The sequence below is a fragment of the Carboxylicivirga mesophila genome, assembly GCF_018271975.1.
GTDB lineage: Bacteria > Bacteroidota > Bacteroidia > Bacteroidales > Marinilabiliaceae > Carboxylicivirga > Carboxylicivirga mesophila.
This window is the reverse complement of sequence record NZ_JAGUCN010000016.1, coordinates 1-15,516: the sequence shown is the minus strand read 5'-3', so window position 1 is coordinate 15,516 and position 15,516 is coordinate 1. Positions and strand designations below refer to the sequence as shown.

The following is a 15,516-nucleotide window of genomic DNA, read 5'->3' as shown; positions in this document are numbered from 1 at the left end:
TGTCAAATCCATGCTTTATTAACATATCTTTGCAATAACCATTACTAATCAATCTTAGAAGCATTACGATGAACGACCTTAAAACAACGAACACATTATTGTTAATTATAGTCATTCCTTTTATTTTTTACTTACTTAAAGTACTGTCTTTTATATTTATACCATTGGTATTGGCTATGTTTATCTCACTCTTATTTTTGCCAATTATGCGCTGGCTTGCCAAAAAAAGAGTGCCTAAAACTGTTAGTTTACTCTTGGTAATTATAGTGATAACAGGTGTATTCAAAGTAGGTGGTGAGTTAATTAAATTATCCAGTCAGGAGATACTATCAGCCGATAGTACTTTTTTTAAAACAGCTGAAGAAAAGTTGGTTGGTGTTATAGTTTCGGTTGAAGATTTCTTTGGCATCACACGTGTTCAAGGAGAATCAGTCTTCAGTCATTACTTTAAGAATAATAACATGCTGAGTAATATTGGCGTGACCATCGATTTCATTGGGAATGCTTTGTCTTTAACCTTAACAACAGCCTTCTTTGTCATTCTGTTGCTTTCCGGAACTATGAATTTTGAGAAGCTCTTAAATTCAACTTTATTCAAGGTAAGGTATTCATCTGTAAAGGCCTTTCGCCAGGTTGAGAAGGACATCATTAAGTTTGTACAAGTAAAATTTTTCATCAGCTTGCTGACAGGTATTGGATTTAGCCTGGCCTGTGTCTTTTTCAATGTTAGTTTCCCAATATTTTGGGGCTTGTTTGCCTTTGCCATCAACTTTGTTCAAATGATTGGCTCCATTATTTCGGTAGTGTTATTAGCCTTATTTGCCTTAGTAGAGTTGGACCAAAGTGGCACATTGCTGTTTTTTATTGTGTCTATAATTGCAGTTCAAGGCTTGATGGGTGGTGTACTCGAACCTATTTTTATGGGTAAGACTTTCTCAGTCAATGTTATTGTTATCCTGATTATGCTAATGTTATGGGGGTATATTTGGGGCATTCCGGGTCTAATCTTATCAATTCCTTTAACTGTATTTGCCAAAATATGCTTCGACCAGTTCCCGCGTTACAAAGTTGTTTCTAACATTATAAGCGGCGATAACTCATCAGGTAAGAGGGCGTAATATCAAAAAATTATAATCATTAATATAGGTATATGCCACACTGCCAGTCAAACCTTCTCCTTATGTAGATTTCATTTCATGAGTGTTAAAGAGCAAGAGGAAGCACAAAGCAAGGTGTAGTTGAGTGTTTTGGGATACATGCTGGTACTTCCTCCCGTTAGATTTTTTTTGTTGTAATATTAGGCGCTTGCTTACAGGCGGATGTTGATACCCACATTATAACCTATCCACATATATTGTCCATTGCTGTTACCCTCATGTTTCCAAATGGTTGAAGGCATATCCAACGTGCCATATTTGCCGTCTACCTTCTGGTCTGTGATGTAAAAGTTAAGCGATGGACCACCAATCAAAGAAATGCACTTGGTGACGTGAAACTGGTAGGTTAGGTTCATTTTATTCAACAGGTTCAACTCGTCCCAGTTACTGTCGTAAACAATGTGATTGGTTACGCCTTCAATGGCCAGTGCATGACGCTTGTGCAGTGGGATAAGCGTACCTAAACCTAAACCGTAGCTATACACATCTTTATTGTTGTACTTACTGTATCCGGCCGTATAGATATTATACAATTGTGTCTTCCCCATCTTGTAGCTCAGGTTTGCGTACATTACTTCACTGTTGGAAGCTTCAAAGGCATAGTAGCCATTTTTGGCAATACTGATGAAGCCCAGTGCCGCCCCACCCAGGCTATCGGCCACGTTAATAAATCCCAGCTGAAAGCCTTTCATTTTATTGGCGAAGTTGATAAAACCCAGCTGAAATCCGCTCATCGATTGATGTGCTGTGTTGATAAACCCAATCTGAGCACCGGTCATATCATCCACAGCCACATTGGCCAGGCCAGATAGCATCAGGCCAATGGATGTGCCACCGTTAACATTAGCAATACCGGATATTTGCGCCCCATTGGCATTTTCCTGCGTATAGTTGGTGATGCCAGTTAAATGCAGGCCATTGGCCGATTGGGAGGTAATGTTGGCAATGCCGCTTATGATGGCGCCAGTGCTCGCACCATCGGTAATATTCACGAGGCCACCAATCTGCACGCCACTGACATCACCCATGTTTTGGTTGCCAATACCACCCAATTCAAATTGTTTAACGCCGCCGTTAACGCCATACAGAATGTTGAAAGAATAGTTATTGGCAATGTGCATGGAGCTATGTCCATTGGTTCCTAATGGATAGGCAAAGGATACCTGGGCGGTGGCCACTTTTTTTTCTTCCTGCGCTTTTAAACCGGTTACAATCAATAATAGTGCAACTGTCAGGGTCATAAGTTTTGTTGTCATCTTTATCATTTTTTTGTTGTTATTTTGTTTTAACAACAGGATGACAAGCATTACAAGGGGTACCCCCATTCGGGAAATGAAAAAAAGTAAATTTTATTTGAAGGGCTTGATTTAATTAGATTCTAGGCTTCTTTAAGTATGGATGAGTGTTTCATATGGTTGATAATTAAAGGTGTACTGGTGTTTGATATATCAATTTAATTGACATAAATGTGCTTCATATTGGCACTATCTGTTGAAATAGCATGTTCTTTATGGTTTAAAACCTGACACTCATGTGCCAGCCAATCCAGTGTTGATTCGATTGAGTACTGATGGCTTTCTCAAGAAAATAGCCGCCATAATACATACCCGAAGGCTTGTTTAATTCTGCTGGAGGCTCGCTGCCGGTATCTTGAAACAAGGCAAAGAAGTTAAAAGCCGGTCCAGTCGAAATGGTAAAGTGTTTAAAAAGATGGTAGTTAATTCCCAGTTGTGCACGGTATAATGTGCCCATGTATGAGTTGACTTCTGCATGGGGATCCAGTAGGGCCGCCCCATAAACGTCTATATTAAGCGACGCTTTGCGATTGTAGTTGGTGGTGTAGCCAAATCCATAGCCCGCGCCGATGTAGTTGTCGATGCCTGCATTTAAAAAGCTATACAGGTGATTTCCGCCTGTTTTAAACGCTACATTATAGCGGAAGAGCTCGTTGGTTGAAAACTCGATGGCATGGTAGCCGTGTTTCACAATGTTGATTAAACCAATGGGCACACCGGTTTCAACCGTGTCGGCGATATTAACAATACCAATTTGCACGCCATTCAGTTTTTTAGTGTAATTGGCGAGTGCGCTTATCTGAATACCATTGATGTGTTCGGCCTGGTTCCACACCGATGAAATTTGCAGGTTGGAGGTGTCTTTGAGGTGGATGTTTGTAAGTCCCGATACCTGGGCGTTAAAGCCTTTGGGTGTTGGGTAGTACTCATTACCTTCGGTGATATTAATAACACCCGCTGCCATTACACCGCTGTGGTGCCCTTTAACACGGTTAATGACACCACTGGCCTGGCCGCCTTCCATATTACCCACTACCACATTGGTAATACCTGCTGCCTGAAAACCACCTACGTGCTTGCCAACCACATTGCTAACACCAGCGCCCTGAAAACCGTACACGCTGTTTTGTATAAAGTTGGAAACAGCGCCAAACTCCACACCTTCTATTTGGGCTGTGTAACCGGCAATAACATTAAATGAGGCATTATTGGTGGTTAAACCATTCATCAAATCGTTGGTACCCACATAGGGAAGGAGTGATATTTGTGCCCGTTGCCAGTTAAATACGTTTAGGTTGTTGGAAACGAACAGGGCTTCGTCGTTCACCATAAATTTAGCCAGACCAATATCGCTTATGCCTGTTAATTGATGCTGGCTGAGCATGGTCGCACTGCGTGTTTCCATCTCACTAAAGTTACTGGGCAGTATGCGTTGTCCGGGCAGGGGAATGATGCGCACCTGCTGCATCTGTCCTTTACTCACATAGATAACCGTGTCGCGAAAACCAATGTGGCTGATGCTCAAAGCCGCCGGATGATCCTTATCCCGAAAGTTCAGTTGGTAGTAGCCATCGGTACTGGTGAAAGTAGCCTGCTGGCGGTTGGCTTCGTATACAATGGCATTTTCAAGAGGATGGTTATCAGGCCCTACCACCTGCCCCGCGAAGCTAAACTTATCGGCCCGTTTATCAAGCGGTGTCAGTGTGCTTTGTATAATCACGTGCGTCCCAACTACTTTAAAGTCATAACTATTGCCAAGTGTGGTTTTTAGTACCTTTTTCAAAGGGCTTTTGTTGGCATGAATGCTTACCCGTCGATTCGCATCAATTAGCTGTGCCTCATACGAAAAGTTGAAACCTAGCTGGCCCTCCAGTTCAGTTAAAGCCTTAGCCACCTGTACATCCTGCAACTGCATAGTGACGGGCATTTCCAGATAGTTTTGACCCGTTATAACCAGAGGCATAAGTAATAAGAGCAGGCTGAAAAGTGATTGCTTCATTTTTGAGCTTTGAATATCCGGTAGGTCTGACCTTGTTGTTCGTAGGCAATATCAAAGGTAGCGGCTATCACATCCAGCACCTCGTGTACCTCCTTAGCTTTAAAAGTTGCAGTCAGGTTGGTCAGGTTAATATTGTTATCGTTACAATTTATGTGCACGGCGTAGCTCTGCTCCAGTACATTAAAAACCTCTTGCAGGGGCTTGTTTTGAAACAGCAGAGTCCTGTCTTTCCAGAAGAGTGAAGAAGGTGTCGATGTTGTACTTCGCAGGTTTTGTTGTGCATGCGAGAGGATGCCGCGCTCACCGGCTTTCAGCTCTAAGCGCAAGGTATCGCCCGATGCCGCAACAGGGTAGAATAATTCCACCAAGCCCGACTCCACATCCACCGTTACATTGCTTGAATTGGTAACTTTTACATTAAAACGCGTGCCCAGCACCCGGATGCCACCCATACCGGCTTTCACAATAAATGGCCGAAGGGAATCGCACACCACCTCAAAAAAGGCTTCGCCCTGCAGTTCCATATGGCGGTGCATGTCCTCAGCCTGGCTCAGGTAGCTTAGTTGGCTACCCTGATTAAGCGTTACGATGGAGCCATCGGGCAGAGTGTCGGTTTTGCTTGTGGTGGTTTGATTGTTGACAATAAATGGCTCGTGCACATCTGCTTCCTGCTTGAAGATGTTGAACAGTAATATAATCAGCGCAATGGAGGCGGCTGCATAAATTGCAGGATTCAGAAAGCGACGTATGTTTTTGTTCTGGTCATGCTCATCAATCCGTTTTTCCAGTGTGTTCCAGGCATTAGGCACATCAACCGGCAGTGGGGCAGGATTTAGCTCACCACTCTTTAGCCAGGTAGCTTCCAATTGGTCAAACTCAGCCTGATTGGCCGGGTTATCTTCCAGCCACTCAATAACCTGAAGTTGCTCAGTATGCGATACCTCGCCAAGCAGAAACCTGGTTAAGAGGTCGGTGGTGATATGTGTTGGTTCATTCTGCATATGGTTTAAGCAATCTGACCTTGCCTTTCATTTAGCTTATTAGTATGACATTTTATTAGTTCCATAACCCTATTTGCCATTGATAATTTGGTGAAAAAAGATGAGCAGTAAAGGCAAATAATCCTTGAGCTCCTCCCGCAGGTATTGCAGGGCCTTGCCCATTTGGTTTTCTATCGTTTTTTTTGATAATCCCATTTTTTCGGCAATCTCCTTATAAGTCATCTCCTCGTACCGGCTCATGATAAATATTTTCTTGCGCTGAAGCGGCATTTGGTCAATGGCACTTCTTATTTTCTGATCCAATTCGCTAACAGTGAGTGTATCGGTGAAATCATTATCACTTTTTTCGATTTGCTCACTGTTATACTGCTTGTAGGTTTCGCGTATAGTAATGTGCTTAATCAAATTAATACAACGGTTGCGCACAGCCCGGTATAAGTAGGAGCTGATGGCTGTTTTAATCTCTGTTTTGTCTCTGTTGATCCACAATTGAAAAAACACCTCCTGGCAAACTTCCTCCGAAGCCTCCTGCTCCTTCAGAAAATTATAGGCATAGGCCACCATAAGACTATAATGCGCATTAAAGAGTTGCTCATAGCCGGCACGGGTTTTCCAGTCGTGCGTTATTTGTGTTTCAGGTGCCAAGTGATGGTTTATATCTGTGGTAAAATTAGGGAAAATATGTTTGGATCGTCCAAAAACACTGATGCTTCAATTTTTTTTCAAAAAAACTTCAAATTACTGGTAGGGTATTTTCCTTCTAATGCGGTATGTCAGTGTAAGAGCGTTTTAAACAGGATTCAAACGGAACGCTGACAGCTCTTCCGACTAAGAAATTAACTAATCACATAAAAAATGAAGTTATGAAAAAGGTATTATTATCATTAGCAGTTATGGCGGCCCTGGCAGCTTGCGATAAAAACGACAGTATTATCGACGATATGCCATTGGCTGATGTGGATCTGAAATCCACTACTGAATCGGTTGTGACTACCGAAGCGGCCCTGGATGATGTGGCCGAAGCAGCCGAATTTGAAGTTGACCTGTTTACCGGTACCGATGAAGCTGCCGAAGTAGCCATGGCCGTAGAGGGAGATGCAAGTCTGAAAGCAGGTGGCGATCAAACACGCAACCGTTTCCGCGAGCGTTATAAACTGGGTGTTTGCCCCAGTATTCTGATTGAAAAGGAAGAAGGCGGCTGGCCACGCACCATCACACTCGATTACGGCGATGGCATTGAACTGGCCAATGGACGTATCATTGCCGGTGTGATTGTTATTGTACAAACCGATTCGCGATTGGTGAATGAAGCCACCCGAACCATCACATTCCAGGATTTCAGTGTTGATGGCGTTGGTATTTCCGGAACCATTGTGAAAACCTTCCTGATTGATGAAATGAAAGTGACCATTGAACGCGACTTAACCTTCACACTGGAAGACGGAACAACCATTGACCGCTATGCGGAGTACGAACGTGTTTGGTCAGCTGGTATGGCTACACCTTTCGACCCGACTGATGACGTGTTTGAAATCACCGGTAGTGTAAACTGTGAAGATTCGGATGGTAACAGCTATCGTCGTGAAATTACCAACCGACTGATTAAAAAAGGTGGCTGTCGCTGGATTGTTGCAGGTGAGGTAGCTTTATACAAGAATGGTGTTCAGTTTGCCACCATAAACTATGGCGATGGCGAATGCGACAACATTGCTACCATGACCACAGCTGAAGGTTCTGAGCAGTTTGTAATAGGTAAATGGAAGCGTGAACGCCGACAAGAACGTAATCAAAATCAAAACGGACAATAATCAATTTCCCGATTCCGTATAAAGACCGAAGAAGTAAACGTGCTTCTTCGGCTTTTTCAACACAATGATGACATTCAATATTTTCGTAGTAAATTAGCTAAGCTAAAGACCATCAATTATCACTATTTTGAAACGGGAAGATTTTAAACGATTGTTTGATGAGCAATTTGATCACTTGCGTAATTTCATATATTACCGCTGTGGTGATGCTGAACTGGCAACAGATATTGTTCAGGATGTATTCCTTAAATTGTGGGAGAAACAATTGGATAAACGACCCGAGGAATTGGTTGGATTGCTCTACAAAATGGCAAAAGATGCTTTGGTTAGTAAGTACAGACATAGCCAAACAGAGCAATCATTCAGGGCCAGGCCACCCAACGACAGCAGCAGTCAAACACCCGAAGAGGCCGTCAGTTATGAAGAATTAAAAACAAACTATGAAAAGGCGCTTAGACGGATGCCTGAAAAACAAAGAGAGGTATTTCTGATGAGCCGCAACGACGAACTAAAGTACCATGAAATAGCCCAACGGCTCGAACTAAGTATCAAGGCCGTAGAAAAGCGGATGAAGCACGCATTACAATTTCTAAGAGAAGCACTGGCAGTACAATGAAGAACGAACAGTTACATAACGACCAATTGCGCAACGATGAAGACTTTTTAAGGTCGTTGCCAGAGCTTGAACCATCCTATTCGCGTTCAAAGCACGATGTGTGGCAAAAGCTGGAGGCAGCTATGGAAGCATCGCCAAGCGAAAGAGTGCAGCCTGTAGCCATGCCTGCAAAGGTCAGAACATTACGTCCTGTGCTGATGACAGCGGCAGCTTTACTGGTGGTGTTATTAGCAACAACTGCATTCTTCCGTTTGTATACAAAAACAGTGAGTGCGCCCATGGGTCAGCACCTGACCGCCCTTTTACCAGATGGTTCCAGCATTGAACTCAATGCAGGTTCAGTTGTCAAGTATCAGCCATTGTGGTGGCGTTTCAATCGCGAAGTACAGTTTGAAGGCGAAGGCTTCTTTAAGGTTCAAAAAGGTCAATCATTTGAAGTGGTTTCGTCATTGGGGCGAACCATTGTATTGGGCACCAGCTTTAATATTTATGCCCGCAAAAATGAGTATAAAGTCACCTGCTATACCGGCAAAGTGAGAGTAGTGAGTGTGCTTAGTGGCCAATCAACCGATATTACCCCTAATATGCAGGCGTATATCCAGTCAAACGGTAGCGTGGTGAGTGCAGTGGAGGAGGATGCTGAAACAAACATATCCTGGATGAACGATATGTTCTTCTTTACCGGAACGCCTGTTCAAATTGTTTTTGAAGAAGTGGAGCGCCAGTATGGGGTACGCATCCAAACAGTGGGCCAACTGAATGACTTGTATAGCGGTAACTTTTCACGCGGTCGCTCGGCCGATGAAGTGATGAACATGATATGCTTGTCGATGGGACTGAAGCTTGAAAAAACAAGTTATGGCTATAAGGTAAGTCAATAGATAGTATACTGATAAAGGCATTTGCCGTCATTGGAGATAAGTTGATTACGTGAAACGAATTATTGTTTTTTTTATATCTACTTGGATGTTATCCACCTCAGGAGTTTTTTCACAAACTATTGAGGTGGATTGCCATTCCAGGCCCCTGAATGAACTACTCATCGAATGGCGGGAGGCCTACCAGCTGCAGTTTTCCTTTAATGATGAGCAACTTTCACACTATAAAATAACCATTAAGCAAAGCTTTAACAGTATTGACGAAGCGCTCTCAGTTATTTTAAAAGGGCTGCCATTGGATTATCAAAAAAGCAGGGAGGTGTATATCATCTACCCGGTAAAGCCAACCAAACCATTGAAAAGCTATACGCTGGTAGGAAAAATTATTGAAGCAAAAACGGGCGAGCCATTGCCCTTTTCGCATATCAGGGCCAATGATCAGCAGACAGTGACTGACATCAAAGGCATGTTTAGTTTCAACTTTCAGGAGGATAGTGTATATGAAGTAACGGCTTCGCACCTCGGGTGTTATATGCTTGATACAGTTTTGGTAGCCGGCGCCCAGCATACCATTGTATTGCAACCATCGGTTTTTGGTATTAAAGAGGTGGTGATTACCAATAACATTGTGGAGAAATCAACACAGATTGGTGAAGCATCCGGCCTTACCAGCCTAAACCATCACATTGCGAATTACCTGCCCGGAAACGGTGATAACTCGGTTTTTAACCTCTTACGTTTGCAACCGGGGATTCTGGCAGCTGGCGAGCAACCCAACGATCTAATCATTTGGGGCAGCCCCGAAGGTACCAGCCGTGTTAAGTTTGATGGTTTCACCATTTGGGGGCTTAAGAATTTTAATGACAATATCAGTGCCGTAAACCCTTATGTTGCCAAAAGCATAGAGATTCAGAAAGGTGGTTATGGAGCGTCCAATGATGATGTGGTTGGGGGCATTGTTAATATTGCAGGTAAGAATGGTAATTTAAATAAGCCCGGTGTTAATTTATTCATCAATAACCAGACGCTCAATGGAATGGTTGAAGTGCCGTTGTTCAGGAAATCATCTCTGATGCTGGCTTTCAGACAAACCTACTACAACATGTTTGATAAGGATGATGTCAGTTATAATAGCAACAACAATTCGAACAGCCCGGTTGAGGCAATTCCTGATTATGAGTTTCGGGATTTTAACATCAAATACTCTTTGCAGGGAGATAATGGCGACCTGTTATACATGAGTATGCTCTATGCTGATGATGACTTTTTGGTTAATGCCTCACAAGAGCGGGATAGAGGTAGCTGGGAGCAACAAACCCGAGAGGATAATCATCAGTTGGGTGCGACACTTTTTTATGGTAAAACACTTGCGAATGGTCTTTCATCTAATTTAAAAGTGAGTTATTCGGCCCTATATTCCCACTATTCACAGCTGCGCGAGGTGAGTAATCGCCGTAATACCTATAAAGTGGTGAGATCTGATGAACAGGCTCAAAATGATGTGGGTGAACTGTCTGCGCAGTGGGAAAATAAGTTTCAGATAGGAGAGCGAAATAGCCTGACTATAGGTCTTGATTTCGTGCATAACGATTTGGTGCTATATGAAGATACGTTTGATACCCGCTACATCGACCTCACCGAACGGGCCAACCGGCTAAGTGTATACGCCCAGGATGAGCTGAAACTGGCCTCCCGCTTATATATGACTGCAGGGCTGCGCATGAATCATTCTTTTTTTCTTAATAAGGTATATTTCGATCCGCGCCTGAGTCTGTCATTCAGAGCATCGGGAAATATTAAGCTGAATGCCTCGTGGGGGCGCTATCACCAGTTTTTAGTTAAAAGCTCGGTGGAAGATGCAAGTGGTAACTATCGCTACTCCTGGTCTATTGCCGATAACGATGAAGTACCCGTAATCAGTTCAACGCACTATGTATTGGGAGGGGCTTACACACCTGAAAATTTTCTGTTCAGCATTGATACCTATTACAAAACCAATGATGGCTTAACCCGCTTTATCCGTTATCGGCAAGAGAGCTATATTTTTGTTGGCGACAGCCGCTCTTATGGGATTGATTTTTACGCCAAAAAAGACTTTAAAGGGCATTCGGTTTGGGCCTCCTATTCATTGAGTAAAACAGAAGACCATTTCCCATTTTACCAAAAAGACGAGTATCGCAGGGCATTTCAGGATCAGCAGCATGAAGTAAAACTGGCCGGCTTGCTTAACCTCGGGCGCTTCCATCTATCAGCCAGCTATGTATATGGTTCCGGCTTTCCTCTGTATAATAGCTATGTCGATCAAAGCTACACAGAGGCTGATTACAACCGACTGGATGCATCGCTGGTGTACAGGCTCGCATCAACTAAATTTGATGGCGAAATAGGCCTGTCAGTATTAAATCTCACAGATGCTGATAATATCAAATATAACCAGTTTAATCGTGTTCCATTCGATCAGCTTAATACGGTGTACATCAACCCTGAAGCCGTTGCTTTTACGCCTTTGTTATATTTGAAGCTGCATTTTTAGAAAGGCTGAATAGTTGCTGATCTGAAAGCTATATCATGTAAATTTCGGCCAGTTTATCAGTTTTATATAGGCGTTTGTTTTTATTATTAAGTATTTTTTTAGATAATTGTAACCCTTTAGTAATAATACCGTATTAAGTAGAGCTATCTTAATCAGAGTTTTATATAAACTACATTCACATACATTTATTAACTCAAACTATCAAAATCATGAAAAGAATTCTAGTAGTATTGGCAGTAGCAGCAATGGTGGTTTCATCATGTGGAATGAAAACTAATGCACAAGGTGAAGAAGCTAAAGACAAAGCAGCTGTAGAAACTACTGTTGAGGCAACAGTTGAGGCTGAAGTTGAAAAAGCTTGTTGCGAAAAAGACAGTACAGCAAAAGAGTGTACTGATGCTGAGAAAAAAGCTTGCTGCGAAAAAGATAGCACTGCTAAAGAATGCACAGATGCTGAAAAGAAAGCTTGTTGCGAAAAAGAAGTAAAAGATACAGAGGGTGAGAATACGGAAGCATAACGCTAATCAGGAAATCGTCTCATGAAAGAGAGAAAGGCTGTTCGCTACCTGGCGAACAGCCTTTTTTCTTACTCGGCAAATGTCCACTCCATGTAGATGGATTTCATAATTACCTGTTCTTTGGGGTTCAGGTCAACGCCCGAAAAATTGTCGGCCCGGGTAATGGCAGGTGTCGATTCTGTGTCCATCATCAGCTCCATTGGGCGGAAAGAAGGGGTATCGGCGCCATAATTGATATTGGCAATGCCTGTTAGCTTCACGCCTGCGGCATTGGCTATAATCTCTGCTTTTTGTCGGGCATCAGCCACAGCCAGTTCAATGGCTTTTGCTCTTAACTTCTCTTTTTGTGTTTCGCTAAAGCCAAAGGCCAGACGATAGTTAATGTTTAAATCTTCACGATTCAGACTTTTAAGCAGGGCGTCTGAGAATTTTTGGGTGAAGGTGCTTTTTACTTCCAGCGATATGTTGGCCACATAGCCCGACTTGACGCGCTTATTCTGCTGCCACTCATAGGCCTCGTTAACTGATATAGCTTTGGATTTAATCAGTTTTGGATCAATACCATTCTTTTCAAAGGTGCGCTTCAGTGTTTTCAGGCTTTCCATGGCCTTACTGAAGCATGCCTGATAAAGACTGTCCTTCACCGTCAGGTCAACCGATACAATAATTTCTTCTGGTACCTCAGTTATGCGCGCCTGGCCTTCTACTTTGATGCGATTACTGTTTTGAGCTACAAGGGTATTGGCAATAAAAAGAATCATCAGGCTAATGTAGGTTGTACGTTTCATAAGTATCTGTTTTTAATGTTTTATAAATTAGTTGTCGCTATAAGGATGCCGCATTGGGTTTAATTCCATAAACAGCCTTCATTTTTTTGAAAAAAGTTTACTCAATCACCAAGTTACGATATTTAGGATACTTCACCGTGTATTTAAGCTGGAGTTTGGTCTGTTCAGTTGGTGCCAAGCTCAGCTCCCAGCTCACTTCTCCGGTATCCTTGTTTAGCAGTCCTTTGCTTAGTTCGTCTATTTTTACTTCAATCTCCTCAAGGGTCGATACAGGTATTTGGTCTAACACAATCAGGTTAATGGCCTGGTTCTTATTATTTCGTATGGTAGTCTCCCAAGCTTTACTATCCTGCTTTTTATTGCCAATAAACTGTCTGGTAGTATAATTTTTAACTGTTTCGCGCGAAACAAGCACCTGCTTATCACGGCCGAGTGAGAGCTTAAGTGTATCACTGGCATAGCGCACATCCAGCAGGGTTTTGCCAATGTAAGTGTCTTCAAAAAAGATGTTGGCTTCCCCCTCCAGCAAGTTGTATTTTTCCCAGTCTGTTATCCGGGCTATCAGAAAGGCATCGCGATCGAACTTGGGCACGCAATAGTATTGGTAGCTGGCATCCAACTCGTAGGCATCCATGTCCACCGTATAGTTTTTATTATCTGTAGGAATGGTGTAGGCCCGCTTAATCTGAAAATCAACCGTCGTTTGGTTGCGTACTTGTTGCGTCGGTACGGCCAGGCTCGACATACCTCTTATCTTTATACTTTTCTCTTTTTTAGGTCGCACACTAACACCTGCAGCACGTCCTTGTAAAGCCGAGCTGATATCACCTCCATAGCCTGTAACCACTACTTCGTCCAGATCCACGGCATCAGGTATCAGCTTAACATTGAGGTTAGCCCCGGTGATGGGCAATGTTTTTTGCTCAAAACCAACAAACGAATACTCCAGATAGGCCGCATTGTTTGGGATGGTGATAGAGTAGTAGCCATCCATATTGGTAACTGTTCCGATAGAAGTGCCTTTTACAACCACATTAGCGCCTGGCAAGGGTTCGTTCATATCGTCCAACACGCGACCTCTCACTTCATTCACTGCCTTTTCGTAGTTAGGCGGCAGCATGTTGTAATCCAGGTAATAGGTTTTAAGCTCTGGAGCTACTCCCGATGCTTTAGGGTTGGAGGATGAAAAGGTGAGCTTTACATTATTCCAGTCTACTTTGGTATCCTGTTGTACATTGGCTTTATAGATGAGCTGCACAGGCTCGCTAATGGTTTTGGCCCTGATGTCGTAGGATGGAAACCAGCCAGCATTACTCACCAGGTACGACAGTTCGAAACGGGCTTTGCAAGGCGTTTTAACATCTACCTTCACCAGTACTTCTCCGCTTGGGTGCTCTTTCTGGCCCGAGAGGGTTCTGATTTGCTGCTCCAGCTTGGTGCGTTGCGTTTGTAATGAATTGATTTGTTTGCTGTGTTCTATCTCTTGTAGTTTCAGCTCCTTCAGCCGCTTTCCATAATAGGTAGATGTTTGCTGCAGGTTGCTAAGGCTCAGTTGCTCATTTTTTCCGCCCAGCGAACGGTTGGCTTTTAAAAACTCCAGCTCTTCGAGTGTCACTGACTGGTAGGCATGTATTAACTGTAGTTGTGCATCCAATTCTTTTTTTTGAGTTTGCAGCTGTTTAATTTCATCCGAGTGTTTTAGCTGGTTCAGATAGTTCTGCTGATGATTAACGGACAGTACTGTCAGCGCGCCATTGGCTTTCACCTGTATGCTTTTGGCATCGATGTAGGGCGATAGGCCTGAGAAGCGAAGCATCTGGATGCCCTTGCTGAGTTCAATGGATTTGAAGCGGTTCACCTGGGCTCCTTTCAAGAACACGGTGACTTCGTTGACTTTGGTAGTAATGTCTTTTTCTGCAAGATTACTGGCCGAAAGGCTCGTCATTGTTAGCCATACTAACAGGAGGTTGAGGTATCTCATGTGCTTTTCAAATTATGTGAATAATCAGTTGTTGCTATCAGGATGCAGGCAATTGGACTATTCCATAAATGAAATTGAATTTTTTTTGAGATAATCCTTTATGGCTAATCGGATGCGTTTTGTAAACGGTTCATTGGGCTAACGACCTGAAGGCTTGAAGCCCTCATGCCGGGCTGGCCTTTCCATTTTTTTAGAAAAAACGGAAACCAAAAAGTCGTATCGCTCAAGGGGAGTGCTTCGCACCGTTGCTGAGAAGCAGCTTCAGGCTTCCCCTTTTTCAAAGGCCGCTCTTTTGCCTTCTCATCCATTCTCCCTGACGGGCGATTACATCGAAACCCTGTTTCGAGTGGGGTTTGCAAGAGTAACTGGAGGAAGCAGCCTACCCCCCGACCTCAGCAACGCAGCATGGGACCCACTCATTGAGTGGAAGAAAGGAAGATTTGGAGCACGTATTGTCAGTCTTTAAATCTTCCCTGAAACGAAATGTTAGTGGGAAGGTGAGTGCTGCAGTCTTGATGTTCTTTGCGTACTTTCTTATATCAAGATAAGAAAGTATGAGCCCCTGCGGCTTGAGCAGAAGAAAGCTTAATTGCTCTCATGCCGGGCTGGCACATCCTTTTTCGAAAAAGGATGCAAAAACTTTATTGAAAGAGGTGATTGCAGCGCACCGGAATGAATCTGTTACGCCAGGCTTTCCCTTTTTCAAAGGCCGCCATTCTGTAACATTCATTCCTATCACTGGCTTTCAATATTTCGAAACCCTGTTTCGAGTGGGGTTTGCAAGAGTAACTGGAGGAAGCAGCCTACCCCCCGACCTCAGCAACGCAGATGGGGTGCCCTTATCCGAAAGCTACCCTTTACCATTATTATTGTTTAATATACTCATGGCTAGTCTATAACCCTCGTATTTTAATTTAAATCTATCCAGTCCTTGTTTGATGG

12 protein-coding genes are annotated in these 15,516 nt (G+C 43.2%); 6 read left to right on the top strand and 6 right to left on the bottom strand.

From position 1 onward, the window contains the following. Positions 1 to 68: 68 nt before the first annotated feature. Positions 69 to 1,118, top strand: a complete 1,050-nt coding sequence (locus KEM09_RS13880) for an AI-2E family transporter (protein ID WP_212229190.1) — start codon at positions 69 to 71, stop codon at positions 1,116 to 1,118. Between the two features lie 191 nt (positions 1,119 to 1,309). On the opposite strand, the gene KEM09_RS13875 is transcribed toward KEM09_RS13880, so the two are convergent. From KEM09_RS13875 to KEM09_RS13860, 4 genes are all read right to left on the bottom strand, one after another. Then, a complete protein-coding gene (locus KEM09_RS13875) occupies positions 1,310 to 2,413 on the bottom strand; it encodes an LA_2272 family surface repeat-containing protein (RefSeq protein WP_212229188.1) in 1,104 nt (367 codons plus the stop codon). Between the two features lie 259 nt (positions 2,414 to 2,672). Next, positions 2,673 to 4,451 (bottom strand): STN and carboxypeptidase regulatory-like domain-containing protein, encoded by a 1,779-nt coding sequence (locus tag KEM09_RS13870; RefSeq protein WP_212229187.1) that lies wholly within the window; start codon positions 4,449 to 4,451, stop codon positions 2,673 to 2,675. Further along, positions 4,448 to 5,452, bottom strand: a complete 1,005-nt coding sequence (locus KEM09_RS13865; protein WP_212229186.1) for a FecR domain-containing protein — start codon at positions 5,450 to 5,452, stop codon at positions 4,448 to 4,450. The genes KEM09_RS13870 and KEM09_RS13865 overlap by 4 nt, the downstream gene beginning before the upstream one ends. A 69-nt stretch (positions 5,453 to 5,521) precedes the next feature. Continuing rightward, the gene (locus KEM09_RS13860) at positions 5,522 to 6,097 is read right to left on the bottom strand and encodes an RNA polymerase sigma-70 factor (RefSeq protein WP_212229185.1); all 576 of its coding nucleotides are present in this window, start codon (positions 6,095 to 6,097) and stop codon (positions 5,522 to 5,524) included. Between the two features lie 218 nt (positions 6,098 to 6,315). Between KEM09_RS13860 and KEM09_RS13855 the strand changes: the two genes are divergently transcribed. From KEM09_RS13855 to KEM09_RS13835, 5 genes are all read left to right on the top strand, one after another. Continuing rightward, on the top strand, positions 6,316 to 7,260 hold the full coding sequence (locus tag KEM09_RS13855) for a hypothetical protein (RefSeq protein WP_212229184.1): 945 nt from the start codon (positions 6,316 to 6,318) through the stop codon (positions 7,258 to 7,260). A gap of 127 nt (positions 7,261 to 7,387) precedes the next feature. Next, positions 7,388 to 7,876, top strand: a complete 489-nt coding sequence (locus KEM09_RS13850; RefSeq protein WP_212229183.1) for an RNA polymerase sigma-70 factor — start codon at positions 7,388 to 7,390, stop codon at positions 7,874 to 7,876. Next, positions 7,873 to 8,757 (top strand): FecR family protein, encoded by an 885-nt coding sequence (locus KEM09_RS13845; RefSeq protein ID WP_212229182.1) that lies wholly within the window; start codon positions 7,873 to 7,875, stop codon positions 8,755 to 8,757. Before KEM09_RS13850 ends, KEM09_RS13845 begins: the two co-directional genes overlap by 4 nt. A 49-nt stretch (positions 8,758 to 8,806) precedes the next feature. After that, a complete protein-coding gene (locus KEM09_RS22090; RefSeq protein WP_342344007.1) occupies positions 8,807 to 11,287 on the top strand; it encodes a TonB-dependent receptor in 2,481 nt (826 codons plus the stop codon). A gap of 209 nt (positions 11,288 to 11,496) precedes the next feature. After that, positions 11,497 to 11,805, top strand: coding sequence for a hypothetical protein (locus KEM09_RS13835; protein WP_212229180.1), 309 nt, complete (start codon positions 11,497 to 11,499; stop codon positions 11,803 to 11,805). A 68-nt stretch (positions 11,806 to 11,873) separates the two neighbouring features. Here KEM09_RS13835 and KEM09_RS13830 read toward each other — a convergent pair whose 3' ends face one another. Further along, on the bottom strand, positions 11,874 to 12,593 hold the full coding sequence (locus KEM09_RS13830; RefSeq protein WP_212229178.1) for an SIMPL domain-containing protein: 720 nt from the start codon (positions 12,591 to 12,593) through the stop codon (positions 11,874 to 11,876). Positions 12,594 to 12,690: 97 nt separating this feature from the next. Next, the gene (locus KEM09_RS13825; protein WP_212229176.1) at positions 12,691 to 14,574 is read right to left on the bottom strand and encodes a DUF4139 domain-containing protein; all 1,884 of its coding nucleotides are present in this window, start codon (positions 14,572 to 14,574) and stop codon (positions 12,691 to 12,693) included. Between the last annotated feature and the right edge of the window lie 942 nt (positions 14,575 to 15,516).

Excerpts from the sequence above, each read along its gene's own strand:
- KEM09_RS13880 (WP_212229190.1), top strand. The coding sequence starts at position 69 with ATGAACGACCTTAAAACAACGAACACATTATTGTTAATTATAGTCATT.
- KEM09_RS13875 (WP_212229188.1), bottom strand. The coding sequence starts at position 2,413 with ATGACAACAAAACTTATGACCCTGACAGTTGCACTATTATTGATTGTA.
- KEM09_RS13870 (WP_212229187.1), bottom strand. The coding sequence starts at position 4,451 with ATGAAGCAATCACTTTTCAGCCTGCTCTTATTACTTATGCCTCTGGTT.
- KEM09_RS13865 (WP_212229186.1), bottom strand. The coding sequence starts at position 5,452 with ATGCAGAATGAACCAACACATATCACCACCGACCTCTTAACCAGGTTT.
- KEM09_RS13855 (WP_212229184.1), top strand. The coding sequence starts at position 6,316 with ATGAAAAAGGTATTATTATCATTAGCAGTTATGGCGGCCCTGGCAGCT.
- KEM09_RS13845 (WP_212229182.1), top strand. The coding sequence starts at position 7,873 with ATGAAGAACGAACAGTTACATAACGACCAATTGCGCAACGATGAAGAC.
- KEM09_RS13835 (WP_212229180.1), top strand. The coding sequence starts at position 11,497 with ATGAAAAGAATTCTAGTAGTATTGGCAGTAGCAGCAATGGTGGTTTCA.
- KEM09_RS13830 (WP_212229178.1), bottom strand. The coding sequence starts at position 12,593 with ATGAAACGTACAACCTACATTAGCCTGATGATTCTTTTTATTGCCAAT.
- KEM09_RS13825 (WP_212229176.1), bottom strand. The coding sequence starts at position 14,574 with ATGAGATACCTCAACCTCCTGTTAGTATGGCTAACAATGACGAGCCTT.